Here is a 17,661-nt window from a genome sequence, read left to right on the forward strand (position 1 = left end):
GTGAAAAGCTCGGGTCCTTACTGCTTATTAACGGTTACAGTGAGTCTATGGCGGAAGAGGCGCAAACCCCTGATTATCCAGAATACTGGGAAGCTGATGTCGTCCTACGAGACGGCGGTACAGCGCATTTACGCCCTATCGTCCCGGAGGATGCAGAGGCGCTCCAGGCCTTCCACGTAGGTCAGTCGGAGAGCTCAATCTATCTGCGTTTCTTCACTTACAAGTCCAAGCTCAGTTCACGTGAGCTGGCGCGTTTCACCAACGTGGACTATAGCAACCGCGTCGCCTTTGTCATCACCATTGCGAGCGAAATAATCGGAATCGGCCGCTATGACCGGCTGGATGATCCGGCGGAAGCCGAGGTCGCGTTCAACATAGCGGATACCCACCAGAGCCGTGGTCTCGGCTCTATTCTGCTGGAGCATCTGGCCGCCGCCGCGCGGGAGAACGGCATCCGCAAGTTCTCGGCCGAAGTACTGCCCGAGAACCGCAAGATGATTACCGTTTTCAACGACGCCGGTTATGAAGTCCAGCGTCGTTTTGACGACGGCGTGGTGATGCTTGAATTCGACATCGACCCCACGGAGCGCTCCAGAGCGGTGATGGAATCGCGCGAGCACCGTGCAGAGGCGCGCAGCGTCGCCGCGCTGCTGGCGCCGTCGTCAATAGCAGTCATCGGCGCCAGCCGCGAGTGGGGCAGTGTGGGTTTTTCGCTGCTGGAGCACATCGTGGAGGGCGGCTTCCAAGGGACCGTTTATGCCATCAATCCGCAGGCTTTTGAGCTCGGAGGTCTGGTTTCATACGCCACGATCGCCGAGGTGCCCCACGAGGTGCAGTTGGCCATCATCGCCGTCCCCTATGACCAAGTTCTCAAAGTAGTGCAGGAATGCGCTGATGCCGGGGTGAAGGGACTCATCGTTGCCACCGGCGGATTTGCTGATGACCGGGTTGAAGGACTGTCGCGCCAGCGGGAGCTGGTTCGCAACGCCCGTGCAAACGGCATGCGGGTGATCGGGCCGGCATCGCTGGGCATCATCAACACCGATCCCAAAGTGTCGCTCAACGCCTCGATGGCGCCGAAACTGCCGAAGCTCGGGCCGTTGGGACTTTTCAGCCAGTCCGCAGCCATCGGCGTGATGCTCTATGCCGCCGCTGCAAGGCGCGGGCTCGGACTATCTTCCACGCTGTCGGCCGGAAACCGGGCAGACGTTTCCGGGAACGACGTTATGCAGTACTGGGAAGATGATCCGGCTACCAGCGCCGTTGGTTTGTATCTCGAGTCCTTCGGCAACCCCAGAAAGTTCTCGCGCATCGCCCGCAGGCTCTCCCGCAGCAAACCGGTCATTGTGGCGAAATCGGACCTCATGGGACTGCAACTGCCGCCTGGACATCATGTGCGGACCACGCAGGCTCCACAGGGCGCTTTGGATGCGATGCTGCGCCAATCCGGAGTCATCCGGGTCGGAACCAATGAAGAACTGATGGACATCGCCCAGATCCTCGTGAGCCAGGCGCTGCCGCAGGGGCCCGGACTGGCAGTTTTCAGCAATTCGCTGGCTTTGGGCAAGGTGGTAGCGGATGCGGCCGCCACCCACGAACTGAAGGTGGCCCGTCTGGAAACGGGCTTGGACCTGAACAGCGGCCAGTCCGTTGCCTTGGACCTGCTGCGCCGGAGGCTGATGGAGGCCCTGCGCTCACCCGACGTGCATTCTGCCGTCGTTACCCTCCTGCCCGCCGTCGGACTGGGTACGGATGATGTAGCAAGGGTTCTGCAGGAGTGCTCCGCGGAAGCGGGCAAACCTGTAGTAGCTGCCTTTACCGGGATTCTTGATCCAGCGGTGCGGGTTGAAGGACTGCTCGCCGCCGATACCGCGGGGCAAGTGGGTGCGCGTCAGCCTGCCGTCCCCAGCTACTCAAGTCCCGGTGCCGCGATCGCTGCGCTGTCGGCGGTAGTCCGCTACACCGAGTGGCTGGCAAGGGACCAAGGCGAGGTTGTCGAGCCGACCGGGCTGCGCCGTGAGGAGGCTGCTGCACTGATTGACGGCCTCATCGAAGGTGTCTCCGGGGCGCGGCTTGTCACCACGACGACGGAGCAAGCCGGCGAGCTGCTCGCGTGCTACGGGATGTCGGTGCTGCCGTCTGCGGGTTTCACTACGGCGGACGAAGCGGTAGCTGCTGCCGACTCTCTGGGCTGGCCGGTGGCGCTGAAAGCCACTGACGAGCGACTGCGCCAGCGACTGGATCTGGGTGGAGTGCGGCTCAATATCGTGAATGCCGAGTCGCTTCGGCACAACATCGAACACATGCGCCAGACCCTTAAGCCGTTTGGCGACATCGGTTTGGAGATCCAGGCCATGGCGCCTTCCGGCCAGTCCTGCACGGTGCGAGCGATCGAAGATCCGCTGCTGGGACCAGTCGTCTCCTTCGGGCTGGCAGGCGACGCAGTGAACCTGCTGGGGGACTGGTCCCATCGGATTCCGCCGCTGACCTCGGTGGACGTGGCGGACCTAGTGCGCGGTCCGCGGGCGGCAACAAAGCTGTTCGGATACCAGGGCCTGCCGGCAGTGGACGTCGCCTCGCTCGAAGACCTCGTTAACCGCGTGGCCCTGATGAAGGACGATCATCCCGAAATCGCCTTGCTCGAATTCAACCCCGTGCTGGTGTCGCCGCAGGGTCTGACGGTGCTCAGCGCGGACCTGCGGTTGGCCAACCACGCCCAGCGCACGGACAGTGCGCGCCGCGCGATGCGGGACTGAGACGGTGCGCAGTTCGCTTTAGCTGACCGGCTGCGCAAAAATGGACTCATGAGCCATTCTTCAACCACCGAACAGCGCAGCCTCGACGAGGACCTGAACAGGGCAGGTTTCTACCCCGTTATGGTGGCCGATGTGGTTCATGACGCCCTCGACGAGCGCGAACCGCTGTCCCACGTGGTGCACTTGGAAACCCATTTTGACCGCAACGAAGTGCATCGCCACATCACCGTCTTGGTCCTGACAGAGGACATGCTGGTGATCACGCATGTCGACGACCAGCAGCTGGACGATGCCGGACAGCAGATGGTTGCGCAGATTTCCACGGAATCGGTCCCGGTCAGCCAGATCCGTTCCGTCGTGCTCAGCTACATTTACGCCCAGCCCCAGGACTACAAGCCATCGGATCAGGCCCGGGAGCTCACGCTGGCTATCGCCTGGTCAGGCGGGCAGCGCCTGGATATGGGACCGGCAGGGTGCGCGGATCCGCAGTGCGATGCGGACCACGGCTACACCGGCAACATTGTGCAGGAGGACATCGTCCTGCGGGTCAGCGCCGAAGCGGACGGGGCGCAGGCCGTCCGGAACGCCAAGAGCTTTGCCCGCGCACTGCGGAAGGTCAATACCTCCACCCCGGTCCCGGTCCGGGCCGCGGAAACGGTGCAGCCGCGACAACGGTTGGGGTCCAGGCTGGCCCGCGGACATCACCAGCGCTAGCATGCCGCAGCACCACGAACCGCTGCCCCCGGCACCCGGCTTCGGCCGCGACACCATCGCCGACGTCTTCAGCAGTGCGGCAGCAGCCCTTGACGTGCCGGGTTTCGAGAATGTCCTGGGCCTGCCCGGCGCCAGACGCATCTGTGTAGTTATGGTGGACGGGCTGGGCAAGGCCCTGCTCAAACAGCGCGGCGGGCATGCGCCGTTCCTGCGCAAATGCCTCGAAAACTCGCGCACGCTGCGCAGCGCCTTCCCATCGACGACGGCGTCGTCGCTCGCCAGTTTAGGGACCGGTCTCGAGCCCGGTCTGCATGGCATGGTTGGCTACGACGTGCTGGACCCGGCGCAGGACAAGGTAGTCAACCAGCTGGGCGGCTGGGACGCGGAAGTGGACCCGCGCAAGTGGCAGCCGCATGCCACCGTCTTCGAACGTGCTGCTGAGCACGTGTCCGTGGTGACTGTCAGTCTGCCCAAGTTTGCCAACTCCGGAATGACGCAGGCCGCGCTGCGCGGTGGATCCTTCATCCCGGCGACGACGGGTCATGCCCGGACCCAAGCCACAGTCGAGGCCCTGGCCGGGCAGGACCGGGCGCTGGTGTATCTGTATTTCAACGAGCTGGACAAGGCCGGACACCGCTATGGCAGCGCGTCGGTGGAATGGGGCAATGCGCTGGAGGAGCTGGATTCGGACATGCGCCGCCTGGCCGGCCAGCTGCCCGCCGACACGCTGCTCCTGCTGACTGCAGACCACGGCATGCTGGATGTCTCCCGTGAACACCGGTACGACTATTCCCTCCAGCCGGAACTGGTCGAGGGGGTCCGCCACACGGGCGGTGAACCGCGTCTGGTGCATTTGTATCTAGAGCCCGACGTCGGTGAGCGGCAACGCGACAAACTCACCACAGCATGGCGTGAGTCTTACGGCAAGCATGCCTGGATTCTCAATCGGGACGAAGCCGTCGCCCATGGACTTTTCGGCCGCGTGGATGCCTCTGTTCTACCCAGGATCGGGGATCTGATGATCGCGGCGCGGGAGCCGATCGCCCTGTACGATACGCGCAGAGTATCGGAGCGTGCCATGGACGTCGTGGGCCAGCATGGTTCATTGACCCGGGCCGAACGCGACGTGCCGCTACTGACGCTGGGCTCAACGGTCCGTTCATCCGGCAAAAAACCACAGCTAAAGGAAAGTAAGAGCCGGCGGACCTGACCGGTTCGGGCCGCCCTGCTGCTCCGATGGCTGCGGGACGCAGCCGTCCGGCTTACTCGTGCTTGGTGCCGAAAACGATCTCGTCCCAGCTCGGGACGCTGGAGCGCTTCGGTTTCATCGACCGCTTGCGCTGCTGCTCTTCGGCCGCCGCCGCATCTGCCGACGCCACCGCTTCCGCAGGTTCCGTCGGCTCGGCGCTTTGGTCCTGGTCTGCCGAGGCCGGTTCGGAGGCAGCGTCCGCTGCCGCATCCGTACGGTCCTCCGGCAAGGGGGCACCGGAGACCGTTATTTCCCTGGTCTCCATGCTGACACCCGGATGAAGATCGAGCGAACGATCGGCCCCGTGGTCAGCTGGGGCGAGACTGAGCGTGAACGGACTGCTCGGCCGCCCACCGTTGCCGTCTGCATCCGTATCATCCCCGGCGAGGATCCCCTCACGCGGATGGGCGGCGGGGATGCCGCCTTGAGTCAGCAGGAGTGCAAGCGCGTCGTCGGCTTCTTCGTCAACGCCGAGCCGCTGGCCGCGGCGGGAACGAAGCACTTCCAACAGATTGTCCGAGTCCGTGGTGTCTTCGTCCCCCGCGGCGGAGTCAGTTTCGGGATCAGCGTTGGTGTCTGCCTCGAAGTCGAAGACCCGGTCAGCCACGGCCGTGAGGCGCCGCGCCGGGACGGGACCGTCCAAGGGCTCCAGTTCACTGAGTTGCTGCGCCCAGCGGTTGCTGTTCTGCACGGTTTTGCTGGTGGGGCTGTAAAGCCACTTGGCGGGAGGTTCCTCGCCGATTGAACCGCTGGCAACAGCGGGCGGATCGAAACGTGCAATGACCTCCCACGCGCCGTCCTGACGCCGCCAGGAGTCCCACTCCAATGAGGCCGCGTCGATGCCGAACGCATTCACGCGGTGGGCGACCATCTCGCCTAGGGTAGCGGGAGCATCTCCGAAGGCAGAGCGGTAGCTGTCGTGTGACGGCAGTGCCGAAGCGACCTCAACCCGCTGCGCCTGCTGGACCATGTATTCCCGCTCGGCCCGGACCGGTCCCTCGTACCGCAGGATACGTGCCATGTCGAGGCCCGATTCGGCGGCGACCTGTTCCGCGGAGGCTCCGGCACGGATCCGCGCCTGAATCTCGCGGGGGGACATCGCGGCGCCCCCGTTCTCCGAATCAGCAGCGGGAACCCGCACTGACGGGCGCGCTGCTGCGGAACGGAGCGCTTCATCAATCGCCAGGCGGTAACTTTCCCCGCCGCCCCCGCTCAACAGCAGATGTTCGCCATCCTCATGGACACCCACCAGCCGTAGATCCTGCATGAAAACCCTCCACCAGACGACAATTCCTCACTGAAACTCTGCCACCGATACTGCCTAATACCTACTGTTTAGGCGGGTGTGGCGTGCAGTTCATGCCCGAAGTTTCGCCGTTTGGGCGCTTATCTGGGTGCCCACGGAGAAAACGGTTTGGTATTCAGGCTTCGAATAGGCCACAATCTTCGCGTTATGGGCACAAAATCCCCGCCGCGGGCGTTGTGACCAAACACATCATCGGGCGTGATGGGCTTGCCGGCCCGGAAGACCGGCTTACAACTGCAACACCGGAGCGTGAATACACAATTATGGCGACTGATTATGATGCGCCTCGCAAGACCGATGAGGAGACCAGCGAGGAATCCATCGCGGAGCTGAAGACCCACCGCACGAGCAAGCAGTCCGCCGTCGTTGACGAGGACGAAGCAGAAGCGGCCGAAGGATTCGAACTGCCGGGGGCGGACCTGTCCAGCGAAGAGCTGACGGTGCGCATCATGCCTGCACAGGCAGACGAATTCACCTGTGCATCATGTTTCCTCGTCCGTCACCGGTCCCAGGTGGCCAGGGAAAAGGACGGGCTCCTGTACTGCAAGGATTGTGAAGGCTAAGCGGCCCTACTTGCCGGCGGCAGTGGTTGCCGGAGAGCAGCCGCTGCCGCACACGGTGAACACGCGGGCGGCCAGGTGATGGCCGCCGGTGGTCCGCTCGTTACTGGCTGTCCCGCTTGGACAGTGCGGCCACGAGCTGGTTCGGCCGTCGCGTGGAGGTGATCCAGTAGGGTGTCCGGTCCGCCTCGTCGGTGATTTCGATCTTGACCACCGGCTGGATCCAGCCGCGGAAACACATGTAGGCGGTGCCATTCAGCTCCGTTCCGCGCTGGGCGGTGGCATCGTCGCCCGTGAAGGCGTCGACCTGGCCAACGAATTTCCGCTCGATCTGTGCGCGGCCCACCTGCAGTGTTTTCTCCGTTACGGTAATGCGCGGCGCCGAAACGATCAGCAGAACCACCAGAATAATCGCAGCGACCGCCGCGGCAATGTAGCCGGTCGTCAGGCTGATCGGTGCCAACACGAAAATCACCGCTCCGGCCGTGCCCGCCGCGATCAGCCAGATCCAGAAGTTCGGCCACAGACGTTCCTGGTATATGACGGATCCGGGTGTCCCGGAAGCGGGGCCGGTGCTACCGGCGGGAGTGGCGTTTGTGCTCATAAATCCAGCTTTTCACCTTTCCTGCGGCTTTTCACCTCGGCAGCCGGCGGAGCCGCGGGGCCGGCAGTGCATGACGTAGCTGTTCCGCGCCAAAAAGCGTTAGAGTGATGTGCGGAAACTCTCGCGGCGGCAGTGCCGCCATCGGCAAGGAAATGGTAGCGAGTGCAGGATATTCAACCCACGCTGAACGTTCAGCTGAAAATGCTCGACGACGGTCTGGAGGCACCGGGCTACGCCCACCCTGGCGACGCCGGGGCTGATCTGCGCAGCCGCATTGACTTCAGGATAGGGCCGGGGGAGCGGATTCTTGTCCCCACTGGCGTGGCTATCGCGCTGCCGCAAGGGTATGTGGCTTTGATTCATCCGCGCTCGGGCCTGGCGACCAAACACGGTTTGACCATTGTTAACGCACCCGGCACCGTCGACGCCGGCTACCGCGGCGAAATCGCCGTCACCTTGCTGAACACGGATGCAACCGAGACCCTGACTTTCAAGCGTGGGGACCGCATTGCGCAGATGGTCATCCAGCGCGTAGAGCACGCCGCCTTTGAACATGTCGACGAGCTGCCCGGCTCCATTCGGGGAGCCGGCGGGTTCGGGTCGACCGGCGGCTTTAGCGCAGCCCGATGAAGCGCCGACCGAGCACAAGTGCCGCTGGCCAGCCAGCGGCTTCAGAGAGGACCCGACGATGATTTTTGGGCGCCGCAAGAACCAGAACAACACGAGCGACCTGCCGGAGACCGCAGCGGAGAGCGCCGTAGAGCAGACTCCGGGCGAAGCATCCGATGCAACAGCGGTCCCGGATCAGCCGGAAGCAGCCGAGGCATTGCCGAAGGCTGCCAAAACCGATGCGGAACTGCGCAGCAGCGGACCCTTCGATAGCGCCGAAAAAGAGACCAATGAGGGATACCTCGATCTCGGCGCGCTGAAAATCCAGCCCCGTGACGGACTTCAGCTACGGCTGGAAGTAGAGGAAAAAACACAGCGGGTCATTGCCGTAACGCTGGATCTGTCCGGTTCCAGTTTGCAGCTGCAGGCGTTCGCTGCGCCTAAATCCGAGGGCTTGTGGGACGAAATCCGCGAGCAGCTGGCCTCGTCCATCGGTTCCCAGGGCGGGACCGTTGAGGAGGTCAGCGGACCGCTGGGCACCGAAGTTGTGGCCAAGCTTCCGGCCCAGACGCCGGACGGGAAGTCTGGCTTCCGGGTAGCGCGCTTCATTGGGGTCGACGGTCCGCGTTGGTTCCTGCGCGGAGTCATCGGTGGTGGGGCGGCATTGGACCGGGCCAAGGCCGCGGAGCTGGAAGAGCTCTTCCGCCAGACCGTTGTGGTCCGTGGCGACCAGCCGTTGCCGCCACGGGATCTGCTGACACTGCGGTTGCCCAAGGACGCGAGCCTGCGCACCCAGGATGGCCAGGCCGCTCCCGGCTTGAGCGCACCCGAGCGCGGACCCGAAATCACCCACATTGGCTAAGGACCGGCGCCCCGATGCCGGGTCCGCCGTCGTTATTCCGTTGGAAGGGCTGCCGAAGCGCGGACGGGTGCGCTCCGTGGGATATGTGGAAGCCATCACGATTCTGCCCGTAGGCCAGGCGCCAAGTTTCTCCGCCGTGCTGACCTCTACTGGGCCCGGGGACCGGGCCACGGAGGCCGGCGTGCAGCAGCGGCCGGCGAGGATCCGCCTCATCTGGCTGGGCCAGCGGCGGGTGCCGGGGATCGACGCCGGCATACGGCTGGGTTTCGAAGGAACCGTGTTCGAAGTCGACGGATTGCCGACGATGTACAACCCGCGCTATGAAATCCAAAGCCTGTTGGAGAATTGAGCCATGACTGAAAAACCCGAACCTCGCGATGAGCAGGAGAAATCCGTCAGCGAGCTCGCCGGCGCCTACGCAGCGCGCGCGGGAGTGGAGCGCCGCGAAGACGGCCAGATCGACGTGCTCAAATCCGTGGGCGGCGTCCGGGGCCTCACCGAAAGCATTCTGCCCGGTCTGGTTTTCCTCGTGGTCTTCACCGTTGTCCGCGATCTGGCACCGGCCCTGATCGGGGCGCTGGGCATCGCGGCAATCTTCACTGTCCTGCGGCTGATCCAGCGCGGCACCGTGGTCCAGGCGTTTTCCGGGCTGATCGGCGTTGCCATCTGTGCGTTTGTGGCCAACACAACGGGCCGGGCCGAGACCTTCTACATCCCGGGCTTCTTCACCAACGCCGCCTACATCGTGGGCATGGTCATTTCGATAGCGGTCAAATGGCCGCTGGCCGGACTGCTGTTCGGCTTCATCCGGGGCGAAGGGACCGACTGGCGGAAGGAGCCGCGCCGTTTGCGGGCCTACGCGCTGGCTACCTGGATTGTCATCGCTGTGCTGGCTCTGCGCCTGGCGGTCCAGGTGCCGCTGTACTTCATGGGACCGGATGCCTTGGTGGCGCTGGGTACCGCGCGGCTGGTCATGGGCGTGCCGCTTTACGCACTCGGCCTGTGGCTGGCATGGATGGTCTCACGCCCCGTCGTCGGCGGGGCCGTCGTCGGCGGCACCGCTGCTCCGGGCGGTCAGCACTGACCGCAACTGGTCTTCGGCAGCGATCGTCGTCACGAAGAAGAGCTCGTCGCTGTCCTCGATCACGTCGTCCATACTTGGCGTGATCGGCGCGTCGTCGCGCAGAATGGCGACGACCGTGGCGTCCTGCGGCCAGTCGATGGACCCCAGCGTCCTGCCGACCAGGGGCGAATCGTGCGGCACGGTGAACTCGACCATGGAGGCCACCCCTGTCTGCAGCGTCAGCAGACGGACCAGATCGCCGATCTCCACCGCCTCTTCCACCAGCGCGGTCATCAGCCGCGGCGTGTTGACGGCTACGTCCACGCCCCACGAGTCATCAAACATCCAGTCGTTTTTCGGATTGTTCACCCGCCCGACAGTCCTGGCGACGCCGAATTCGCTCTTGGCCAGGAGCGAGACCACCAGGTTCACCTTGTCGTCGCCCGTGGCGGAAACCACCACGTCGGCTTCATCAAGGTTGGCATCGCGCAGCGTGGTGATTTCGCACGCGTCCCCGATCAGCCAGCGGGCGCCTTTGAGGCCACTACGGCCGATCGCCTCCGGCTTCTGGTCGATGAGCAGGATGTCGTGGTTGTTGGAGAGCAGCTCCCGCGCAATGGAAGAGCCGACGCTGCCTGCCCCGGCGATAACTACCTTCATTCGGACTCCTTAACCGGCGGTTTGGACAGGATGCCGGCAATCTCATGGGTGGCGGCCACGTTCATCATGGCATGGACGATGTCGCCTTGCTGGTAGCGCGATTGGGGGCCGGGCAGCATGCCCTCGCCGAACCTCGTCAGGTACGCCACCCGGGCGCCGGAGGCGGCTTCGATCTCCGCGAAGCCATGTCCCACCCACCCGTCGTGCAGGGACACTTCGCCAAGAATCAGGCGCCCGGATGCTTCCCGGAAGTCGCCCTTGATGCTTTGTTCGGGCAGGATGCGCCGCAGCACCTGGTCCGCGCTCCAGCGGACCGCAGCCACGGTAGGTATGCCCAGCCGCTGGTAGATTTCGGCCCGCCCCGGGTCGTAGATCCGGGCGACGACGTGGGGGACATGGAAGGTCTCACGCGCTACCCGGGTGGCCAGGATGTTCGAGTTGTCGCCGCTGGAGACGGCGGCGAAGGCATAGGCATTTTCAATGTCCGCGTGACGCAGGGTGTCGCGGTCGAAACCGACGCCGGTGATCTTGCGCCCGGAAAAGTCGCTCCGCAGCCGGCGGAAGGCGCTGTCGTCCTGGTCGATCACCGCCACACTGTGCCCCGATTCGTCCAGCGTATGCGCCAGTGTCACACCAACGCGCCCGCACCCCATGATCACGAAATGCACCACCGGATTCCCTTCCCTTGAAGCATGCTGTCCAGCAGCAAGCTTATCGGCAAGAGCGCCGCAACAGCGCGGTGGCGCCCGCGGCAGTAAGCTTTCATGCGTGATGACTGTGTCCGTATTTGTGCGTGCGTGGAACGGCGGAACATGCTGACCACCCTCAACGCGCTCAAGCGCATCCTGGTGGGCAGGCCGTTCCGGACCGAACGTGCCAAAGCCCAACCGCTGCCGCAACGGCTGGCGCTGCCGGTGTTTTCGGCCAACGCGCTCTCCTCCGTGGCGTACTCGCCGGATGAGATCCTGCTGACCCTGGCGCTGGCGGGAGTGGCCGCCGTCGCGCTGTCGCCGCTGGTCGGCCTCGCGGTCATGGTGGTGCTGCTGGTCATCGTCGCTTCCTACCGCCAAAGCGTGCACGCGTACCCCTCCGGCGGTGACTACCAGATCGCCAGCGAAAACCTGGGCAAGAATGCCGGCATCACCGTCGGTTCGGCCCTGATGTTCGACTACGTGCTCACCGTTGCGGTCTCCATGTCCTCCGCTGCGCATTACGTCATTGCGGCGTTCCCCGCGCTCAGGGGATGGCAAACGACGGCGGCCGTTGCCGGCGTCGTAATTCTTGCTTTGCTGCACCTGCGCGGACTGCGGCGCGGCGGCCGGTCGGTGGCCATCCCTACGTACGCCTTCGTAGGGCTGATCCTGCTGATGTGCCTGGTGGGCTTCATCCAGGACGTGACCGGCGAACTCCGGCTGGCGCCCAGCGCGGGACTGGACATTGTGCCGGCTGCGGAGTTCCAGGCCGGGCTGACCGGTCTGGCCGGAGCCCTGCTGGTGCTGCGCGCGTTTTCTACCGGCGCCGCAGCGCTGACCGGAGTGGAAACGCCGGCCGGCAACGTCCAGGCGTTCCAGCCGCCACGCGCCAGGAACGCTGCGACGGCGCTGCTGGTCCTCGGCGTTGCCGCCACCGTGATGACAATGGCGGTGCTGTATCTGGCGCGCGCCACCCGGGTCCACGTGGTCCAGGTCCCCGCCGAGCAGCTCAGGCTCAACGGCGGCCCCTTGCCGGCGGACTATCTGCAGACGCCCGTCATCAGCCAGCTTGCGGCGACCGTCTTCGACCGCGGCAACGTCCTGTTCTACCTTGTCCTGGCGGCTACGGGACTGATCCTGGTCCTGGCCAGCCACTCTGCCTTCAACGCCTTCCCGTCGCTGGCCTCCATCCTGGCCACCGACGGATTCCTGCCCCGGCAGCTGCGAACCCGCGGCGACCGGCTGAGCTACAGCAACGGCGTCATGGCGCTGGCCGGCGCCGCCCTGGTACTGATCCTGATTTTCGAGGCCGATGTCACCGAACTCATCCAGCTGTACGTGGTGGGCGTGTTCGTCTCGTTCACCTTCAGCCAGCTCGGCATGATCAAGCATTTTTCCCGGTTGATCCGCTCCACACCGCATAAACAAGTACGACGGCGAATGGCGCGCTCGCGCGTCATCAACCTCATCGGGTTCATCATGACCGCCACGGTGCTGGTGGTGGTGCTGGTGAGCAAGTTTGTGTTCGGCGCATGGATTGCGGTGGCCGGAATCCTCATCCTGGCGCTGATTATGTTCAGCATCCACCGGCACTACGAGCAGGTGGCGCAGGAGCTGGCCGTGGACGAGAACCAGCCGGCCACCGCGCTGCCGTCCCGGGTCCACGCCGTGATCCTGGTCTCGCACGTGCGCAAGCCGGTGCTGCGTGCGCTGGCTTTTGCGCGCGCCTCCCGCCCGTCGAAACTCGATGCCGTCATCGTGGACATCGACGAGGAAGAGACAAAGGCGACGCTGGCGGACTGGGAACGCTTCAAAATTCCCGTGCCCATCACGGTCCTGGCGTCTCCGTACCGCGACACCACCGTCCCGGTTATCGAGTACATCAAGAACATCCGCCGCGATTCACCGCGCGATCTGGTGGTCGTGTACATTCCGGAGTACGTCGTGGGCCGCTGGTGGGAGCAGCTAGTGCACAACCAGACCGCCCTGCGGATCAAAACCCGACTGCATTTCGAACCCGGAGTCATGGTTGCCAGCGTTCCCTGGCAGCTGGCTTCCTCCGATGCCGTCCGCAAATACCAGGAGTTTCCCTAATGGCGCAGGCCGCTGACCGCACTGACCCCGCTGAGTTTGAGCTGAGAATCGGCGCTCCGGCGCACGGCGGGCACTTTGTCGCCCGGCACGAGGGCCGCGTGGTCTTCGTGCGGCACGCGCTGCCTGGTGAACTCGTGCGCGTGCGGGTTACCGACGGCGGCGCCGACTCCGGTTTCTGGCGCGCCGACACGGTCGAGGTACTTGAGGCTTCGCCCCACCGCGTGGCGCACCCTTGGGACCGCGCGGACGCCTTGCTGGCGGCTAAGCGCCGCCGTCCGGCGGTCGGCGGAGCCGAGTTCGGCCACATCGAGCTCGCCGAGCAGCGGCGGCTCAAGGCCGCGGTGTTCGAAGAGCAGCTGCAGCGGCTGGCCGGCGTCGAACGGCAGGTCGTTGTGGAAGCTGCGGATAAGAACGACGACGGCGGGCTGGGCTGGCGGACCAGGGCGGCCTTTGCCGTGGACAAGAGCGGGCATCTGGCCATGCACGCCCACCGTTCCGATGAACTGGTGCCTGTCACCGGGATGCCGCTGGCAGTGGCTGCCATCAACGATCTGCGGCTGTGGGAGGCGGACCTGAACCAGGTGTCCCGCGTCGAGGTGGCGGCGCCGGCGAACGGTTCCGCGCCGTTGGTGCTGCTGACACCAGAGCCAGGGTCGTCGCCGCGGCGGATGGCCGCCGTGGCCGGCGCCATCGACCCGTCCGCCTCGGTTGCCGTCTGGGAGCCCGAGCAACGCAAACTGACCCGGCTGAGGGGCCGGACGTGGGTGGCCGAGACCTGCGGGAACCACCAATACCGCGTGACCGGAGACGGCTTCTGGCAGATCCACCGCTCCGCACCCCAGGTGCTGACCGAAGCGGTCATGGCAGGTGTGCGCCCGCAACCGGGGGAACGGGTGGCGGATCTGTACGCCGGCGCCGGCTTGTTCACGGCTCCGCTGGCTGAGGCGGTAGGCGTGACCGGCACGGTGCTCTCGGTCGAAGGGTCCCCGGGCACCAGCCGCGACGCACGCAAGAACCTGCATGCCGCGCCGCAGGTGACCATTGTCCAGGGCAAGGTGGAGAAGGCGCTCCGGTCGCAAGACGTACTGGACGTCGTGGTACTCGATCCGCCGCGCGCCGGCGCCGGCAAGACCGTGGTGCACCTGGTGCACGACCAGCGGCCGCGGGTGGTGGGCTACGTTTCCTGTGACCCGGCATCCTTTGCCCGCGACCTGGGCTACTTCCAGGCCCTTGGCTGGGAGCTCAAGACACTCCGGGTGCTGGACCTGTATCCGAACACACACCATATGGAGTCTTTCGCGGAGCTGGTGCCGCCGCGGGCCTGAGCCGCATTTGGAAGTGCCTGTCATCACTGCGTCGCATTCCGGGCGGAGGGCTAGGATGGGAAAAGGATGTCCGGGGCCGCGCACGGCACTGCTGTCGATGCGGCCGGAACCGTGAAAGCCAATTCCGGCGAATGCAGACTGCTGGTTCCATCAGCGTCTGCCACGATCAGCGGTGTGCGTGAATTAGGGAAGCCTAACTAGCGGGGGACTGCTGCCCGGACAAAGATAAAGTGTGGCGAGAGGAGTCCTGTTATGAGTAATGTGGACAGCTTCGGATCCAAAGGCGTACTAGACGTTGCCGGGTCCGAATATGAAATTTTCCGGCTGAATTCCGTCGAAGGCGCCGAGAGCCTTCCGTTCAGCCTCAAGGTCCTGTTGGAGAATCTGCTCCGCACCGAGGACGGCGCAAACATCACCGCGGACCACGTCCGCGCACTGGCCAACTGGGACCCGAACGCCCAGCCGGACACGGAAATCCAGTTCACCCCCGCGCGTGTCCTGATGCAGGACTTCACCGGTGTGCCCTGCGTGGTCGACCTCGCCACGATGCGCGAGGCAATCAAGGAACTCGGCGGCGACGCCTCCCGGGTCAACCCGCTTGCCCCGGCCGAGATGGTCATCGACCACTCGGTGCAGATCGACGCCTTCGGCAACGCCGGCGCGCTCGAGCGCAACATGGAAATCGAGTACCAGCGCAACGGCGAGCGTTACCAGTTCCTGCGCTGGGGCCAGACTGCGTTCGACGACTTCAAGGTTGTCCCCCCGGGAACCGGCATTGTCCACCAGGTCAATATCGAATACCTGGCGCGCACCGTCATGACCCGCGAAGTCGAGGGCAAGCTGCGCGCTTACCCCGACACCTGCGTCGGCACCGACTCCCACACCACCATGGTCAACGGCCTGGGCGTACTGGGCTGGGGCGTTGGCGGCATCGAAGCAGAGGCGGCCATGCTCGGCCAGCCCGTCTCGATGCTCATCCCGCGCGTGGTCGGCTTCAAGCTCAGCGGCTCCATCCCCGCGGGCGCAACGGCTACCGACGTCGTCCTGACCATCACCGAAATGCTGCGCAAGCACGGTGTTGTCGGCAAGTTCGTCGAATTCTACGGCGAAGGCGTCGCCGCGGTTCCGCTGGCCAACCGCGCCACCATCGGCAACATGAGCCCGGAATTCGGCTCAACTGCCGCCATGTTCCCGATCGACGACGTAACCCTGGACTACCTGCGCCTCACCGGACGTTCCGACGAGAACGTTGCCCTGGTTGAGGCCTACGCCAAGGAACAGGGGTTGTGGCATGACCCGTCCCGCGAGCTGAAGTTCTCGGAATACCTGGAACTGGATCTGTCCACCGTGGTGCCGTCCATCGCCGGACCGAAGCGTCCGCAGGACCGCATCGAGCTCTCCTCGTCGAAGGAACAGTTCCGCAAGGACCTGCACAACTACGTGGCAGCAGCCAACGAGGACGCTCTGGATGAGGCCCTCGAGGAGTCTTTCCCCGCCTCGGACTCGCCGGCCATGACCTCCATGGTGCGCCACTCGGCGGCCGCCAACTCGAACGGGCGTCCGACCAAGCCGGTCACCGTCAAGATGGATGACGGCCGGGAGTTCGTGCTGGACCACGGAGCGGTGACCATTGCGTCCATCACCTCCTGCACCAACACGTCCAACCCCTCGGTCATGCTGGCCGCCGCCGTGCTGGCCCGCAACGCCGTCGACAAGGGTCTGACCTCTAAGCCGTGGGTGAAGACCTCCGTGGCTCCGGGCTCGAAGGTTGTCACCGACTACTACGAGAAGTCCGGGCTGGTCCCGTACCTGGAGAAGCTGGGCTTCTTCACGGTGGGCTACGGTTGCGCCACCTGCATCGGCAACTCCGGCCCGCTCGAAACCGAGATCTCCGACGCCATCCAGGGCCACGACCTCTCGGTAACGGCAGTCCTGTCCGGTAACCGCAACTTCGAAGGCCGGATCAACCCGGACGTGAAGATGAACTACCTGGCGTCGCCGCCGCTGGTCATCGCTTACGCCCTGGCCGGATCCATGGACTTCGATTTCGAGAATGACCCGCTGGGCCAGGACGAGGCCGGCAACGATGTCTTCCTGAAGGACATCTGGCCGAGCCCGACGGAAGTGCAGTCCATCATGGACAGCTCCATCGACGAGGAAATGTTCGTCAAGGGCTACGCAGGTGTCTTCGACGGCGACGACCGCTGGAAGGCGCTGGACACTCCCGCGGGCGACACCTTCGCCTGGGACCAGGACTCTACCTACGTGCGGAAGCCACCGTACTTCGAGGGTATGCAGGCCACTCCGGAGCCGGTGCAGGACATCGCCGGCGCGCGCGTCCTGGCCAAGCTTGGCGATTCGGTGACCACGGACCACATCTCCCCGGCCGGCTCCTTCAAGTCCGACAGCCCGGCAGGACGCTACCTGCTCGAGCACGGAGTGGAGCGCAAGGACTTCAACTCCTACGGCTCGCGCCGCGGTAACCACGAGGTCATGATCCGCGGTACGTTCGCCAACATCCGTTTGCGGAACCTGCTGCTGGACGGCGTGGAGGGTGGCTTCACCCGCGACTTCACGCAGACCGGCGGTCCGCAGGCCTACATTTACGATGCTGCGATGAACTACCAGGTCGCCGGCACCCCGCTGGTGGTGCTGGCCGGCAAGGAATACGGTTCGGGCTCGTCCCGCGACTGGGCCGCCAAGGGCACCGCGTTGCTGGGCGTCAAGGCCGTCATCGCCGAGAGCTTCGAGCGCATCCACCGCTCCAACCTCATTGGCATGGGCGTGCTGCCGCTGCAGTACGCTGTGGGCGAGAATGCCGCGTCGCTCGGACTCGCCGGCACGGAGACCTTCGCCTTCGAAGGTGTGGCCGAGCTCAACAACGGCTCCACGCCGAAGACGGTGAAGGTTACCGCCACGGACGAAGACGGCAAAACCACCAGCTTCGACGCTGTTGTGCGCATCGACACACCGGGCGAAGCGGACTACTACCGTAACGGCGGAATCCTGCAGTATGTCCTGCGTCAGCTGACCGCAGCGTAAGGGTTCAGGTACGAACCGACTTGAACGGAGGGCTCCCGGACTCCGCCCCCAGGGCGGGCCGGGGGCCTTCTGCGCGTTATGGTTAAGTGTCGACCGCGGCCCGAAGCAGAGGCGTCTGGCGGGCA

The 17,661-nt window shown here is 64.8% G+C and carries 15 protein-coding genes; 11 read left to right on the forward strand and 4 right to left on the reverse strand.

Annotated elements, in window-relative coordinates; translation table 11 throughout:
* Window positions 1–47: 47 nt before the first annotated feature.
* From HGO92_RS10790 to HGO92_RS10800, 3 genes are read left to right on the forward strand one after another with little or no spacing between them, the layout of a single operon-like run.
* Window positions 48–2,756, forward strand: coding sequence for a bifunctional acetate--CoA ligase family protein/GNAT family N-acetyltransferase (locus HGO92_RS10790; RefSeq protein WP_169994623.1), 2,709 nt, complete (start codon window positions 48–50; stop codon window positions 2,754–2,756).
* A gap of 48 nt (window positions 2,757–2,804) precedes the next feature.
* Window positions 2,805–3,470, forward strand: a complete 666-nt coding sequence (locus HGO92_RS10795; RefSeq protein ID WP_169994624.1) for a DUF5998 family protein — start codon at window positions 2,805–2,807, stop codon at window positions 3,468–3,470.
* 1 nt (window position 3,471) lies between these two features.
* Entirely contained in the window at window positions 3,472–4,680 is a 1,209-nt protein-coding gene (locus HGO92_RS10800; protein ID WP_169994626.1) for an alkaline phosphatase family protein, read from the forward strand.
* A gap of 52 nt (window positions 4,681–4,732) precedes the next feature.
* On the opposite strand, the gene sepH is transcribed toward HGO92_RS10800, so the two are convergent.
* Entirely contained in the window at window positions 4,733–5,986 is a 1,254-nt protein-coding gene (sepH, locus tag HGO92_RS10805; protein ID WP_169994628.1) for a septation protein SepH, read from the reverse strand.
* A gap of 302 nt (window positions 5,987–6,288) precedes the next feature.
* On the opposite strand from sepH, the gene HGO92_RS10810 reads away from it, so the two are divergent.
* Entirely contained in the window at window positions 6,289–6,588 is a 300-nt protein-coding gene (locus HGO92_RS10810; protein WP_074702559.1) for a DUF4193 domain-containing protein, read from the forward strand.
* Between the two features lie 100 nt (window positions 6,589–6,688).
* Here HGO92_RS10810 and HGO92_RS10815 read toward each other — a convergent pair whose 3' ends face one another.
* Window positions 6,689–7,189 (reverse strand): DUF3093 domain-containing protein, encoded by a 501-nt coding sequence (locus tag HGO92_RS10815; RefSeq protein ID WP_169994629.1) that lies wholly within the window; start codon window positions 7,187–7,189, stop codon window positions 6,689–6,691.
* 201 nt (window positions 7,190–7,390) lie between these two features.
* On the opposite strand from HGO92_RS10815, the gene dut reads away from it, so the two are divergent.
* Genes dut through HGO92_RS10835 form a run of 4 tightly spaced genes read left to right on the forward strand, consistent with a single transcriptional unit; the run spans window position 7,391 to window position 9,744 of the window.
* On the forward strand, window positions 7,391–7,819 hold the full coding sequence (gene dut, locus HGO92_RS10820; protein ID WP_205834415.1) for a dUTP diphosphatase: 429 nt from the start codon (window positions 7,391–7,393) through the stop codon (window positions 7,817–7,819).
* Between the two features lie 58 nt (window positions 7,820–7,877).
* Window positions 7,878–8,660: a DUF3710 domain-containing protein gene (locus HGO92_RS10825; RefSeq protein WP_169994633.1), complete on the forward strand. Its 783-nt coding sequence runs from the start codon at window positions 7,878–7,880 to the stop codon at window positions 8,658–8,660.
* Window positions 8,653–9,009: a hypothetical protein gene (locus HGO92_RS10830; RefSeq protein ID WP_169994635.1), complete on the forward strand. Its 357-nt coding sequence runs from the start codon at window positions 8,653–8,655 to the stop codon at window positions 9,007–9,009. The genes HGO92_RS10825 and HGO92_RS10830 overlap by 8 nt, the downstream gene beginning before the upstream one ends.
* Before the next feature lie 3 nt (window positions 9,010–9,012).
* The gene (locus HGO92_RS10835) at window positions 9,013–9,744 is read left to right on the forward strand and encodes a DUF3159 domain-containing protein (RefSeq protein ID WP_169994637.1); all 732 of its coding nucleotides are present in this window, start codon (window positions 9,013–9,015) and stop codon (window positions 9,742–9,744) included.
* Here the strand turns inward: HGO92_RS10835 and HGO92_RS10840 are convergent.
* Both HGO92_RS10840 and HGO92_RS10845 read right to left on the reverse strand, forming a co-directional pair.
* On the reverse strand, window positions 9,682–10,383 hold the full coding sequence (locus HGO92_RS10840) for a potassium channel family protein (protein WP_169994639.1): 702 nt from the start codon (window positions 10,381–10,383) through the stop codon (window positions 9,682–9,684). The genes HGO92_RS10835 and HGO92_RS10840 overlap by 63 nt on opposite strands.
* Window positions 10,380–11,054, reverse strand: a complete 675-nt coding sequence (locus HGO92_RS10845) for an NAD-binding protein (RefSeq protein ID WP_169994641.1) — start codon at window positions 11,052–11,054, stop codon at window positions 10,380–10,382. The genes HGO92_RS10840 and HGO92_RS10845 overlap by 4 nt, the downstream gene beginning before the upstream one ends.
* 141 nt (window positions 11,055–11,195) lie before the next feature.
* Between HGO92_RS10845 and HGO92_RS10850 the strand changes: the two genes are divergently transcribed.
* From HGO92_RS10850 to acnA, 3 genes are all read left to right on the forward strand, one after another.
* On the forward strand, window positions 11,196–13,169 hold the full coding sequence (locus tag HGO92_RS10850) for an APC family permease (RefSeq protein ID WP_169994643.1): 1,974 nt from the start codon (window positions 11,196–11,198) through the stop codon (window positions 13,167–13,169).
* Window positions 13,169–14,494 (forward strand): class I SAM-dependent RNA methyltransferase, encoded by a 1,326-nt coding sequence (locus HGO92_RS10855; protein WP_169994645.1) that lies wholly within the window; start codon window positions 13,169–13,171, stop codon window positions 14,492–14,494. The genes HGO92_RS10850 and HGO92_RS10855 overlap by 1 nt, the downstream gene beginning before the upstream one ends.
* A gap of 252 nt (window positions 14,495–14,746) precedes the next feature.
* Window positions 14,747–17,536, forward strand: a complete 2,790-nt coding sequence (gene acnA, locus HGO92_RS10860) for an aconitate hydratase AcnA (RefSeq protein WP_169994646.1) — start codon at window positions 14,747–14,749, stop codon at window positions 17,534–17,536.
* Window positions 17,537–17,661: the final 125 nt, after the last annotated feature.

The organism is Crystallibacter degradans (assembly GCF_012952295.1).
Lineage (GTDB): Bacteria > Actinomycetota > Actinomycetes > Actinomycetales > Micrococcaceae > Crystallibacter > Crystallibacter degradans.

What these genes read in the sequence shown, in the direction of transcription:
- HGO92_RS10825 (WP_169994633.1), top strand. Translation starts at nt 7,878, where the DNA reads ATGATTTTTGGGCGCCGCAAGAACCAGAACAACACGAGCGACCTGCCG.
- HGO92_RS10800 (WP_169994626.1), top strand. Translation starts at nt 3,472, where the DNA reads ATGCCGCAGCACCACGAACCGCTGCCCCCGGCACCCGGCTTCGGCCGC.
- HGO92_RS10815 (WP_169994629.1), bottom strand. Translation starts at nt 7,189, where the DNA reads ATGAGCACAAACGCCACTCCCGCCGGTAGCACCGGCCCCGCTTCCGGG.
- acnA (WP_169994646.1), top strand. Translation starts at nt 14,747, where the DNA reads ATGAGTAATGTGGACAGCTTCGGATCCAAAGGCGTACTAGACGTTGCC.
- HGO92_RS10810 (WP_074702559.1), top strand. Translation starts at nt 6,289, where the DNA reads ATGGCGACTGATTATGATGCGCCTCGCAAGACCGATGAGGAGACCAGC.
- HGO92_RS10795 (WP_169994624.1), top strand. Translation starts at nt 2,805, where the DNA reads ATGAGCCATTCTTCAACCACCGAACAGCGCAGCCTCGACGAGGACCTG.
- HGO92_RS10850 (WP_169994643.1), top strand. Translation starts at nt 11,196, where the DNA reads ATGCTGACCACCCTCAACGCGCTCAAGCGCATCCTGGTGGGCAGGCCG.
- dut (WP_205834415.1), top strand. Translation starts at nt 7,391, where the DNA reads ATGCTCGACGACGGTCTGGAGGCACCGGGCTACGCCCACCCTGGCGAC.
- HGO92_RS10840 (WP_169994639.1), bottom strand. Translation starts at nt 10,383, where the DNA reads ATGAAGGTAGTTATCGCCGGGGCAGGCAGCGTCGGCTCTTCCATTGCG.
- sepH (WP_169994628.1), bottom strand. Translation starts at nt 5,986, where the DNA reads ATGCAGGATCTACGGCTGGTGGGTGTCCATGAGGATGGCGAACATCTG.
- HGO92_RS10790 (WP_169994623.1), top strand. Translation starts at nt 48, where the DNA reads ATGGCGGAAGAGGCGCAAACCCCTGATTATCCAGAATACTGGGAAGCT.
- HGO92_RS10835 (WP_169994637.1), top strand. Translation starts at nt 9,013, where the DNA reads ATGACTGAAAAACCCGAACCTCGCGATGAGCAGGAGAAATCCGTCAGC.
- HGO92_RS10855 (WP_169994645.1), top strand. Translation starts at nt 13,169, where the DNA reads ATGGCGCAGGCCGCTGACCGCACTGACCCCGCTGAGTTTGAGCTGAGA.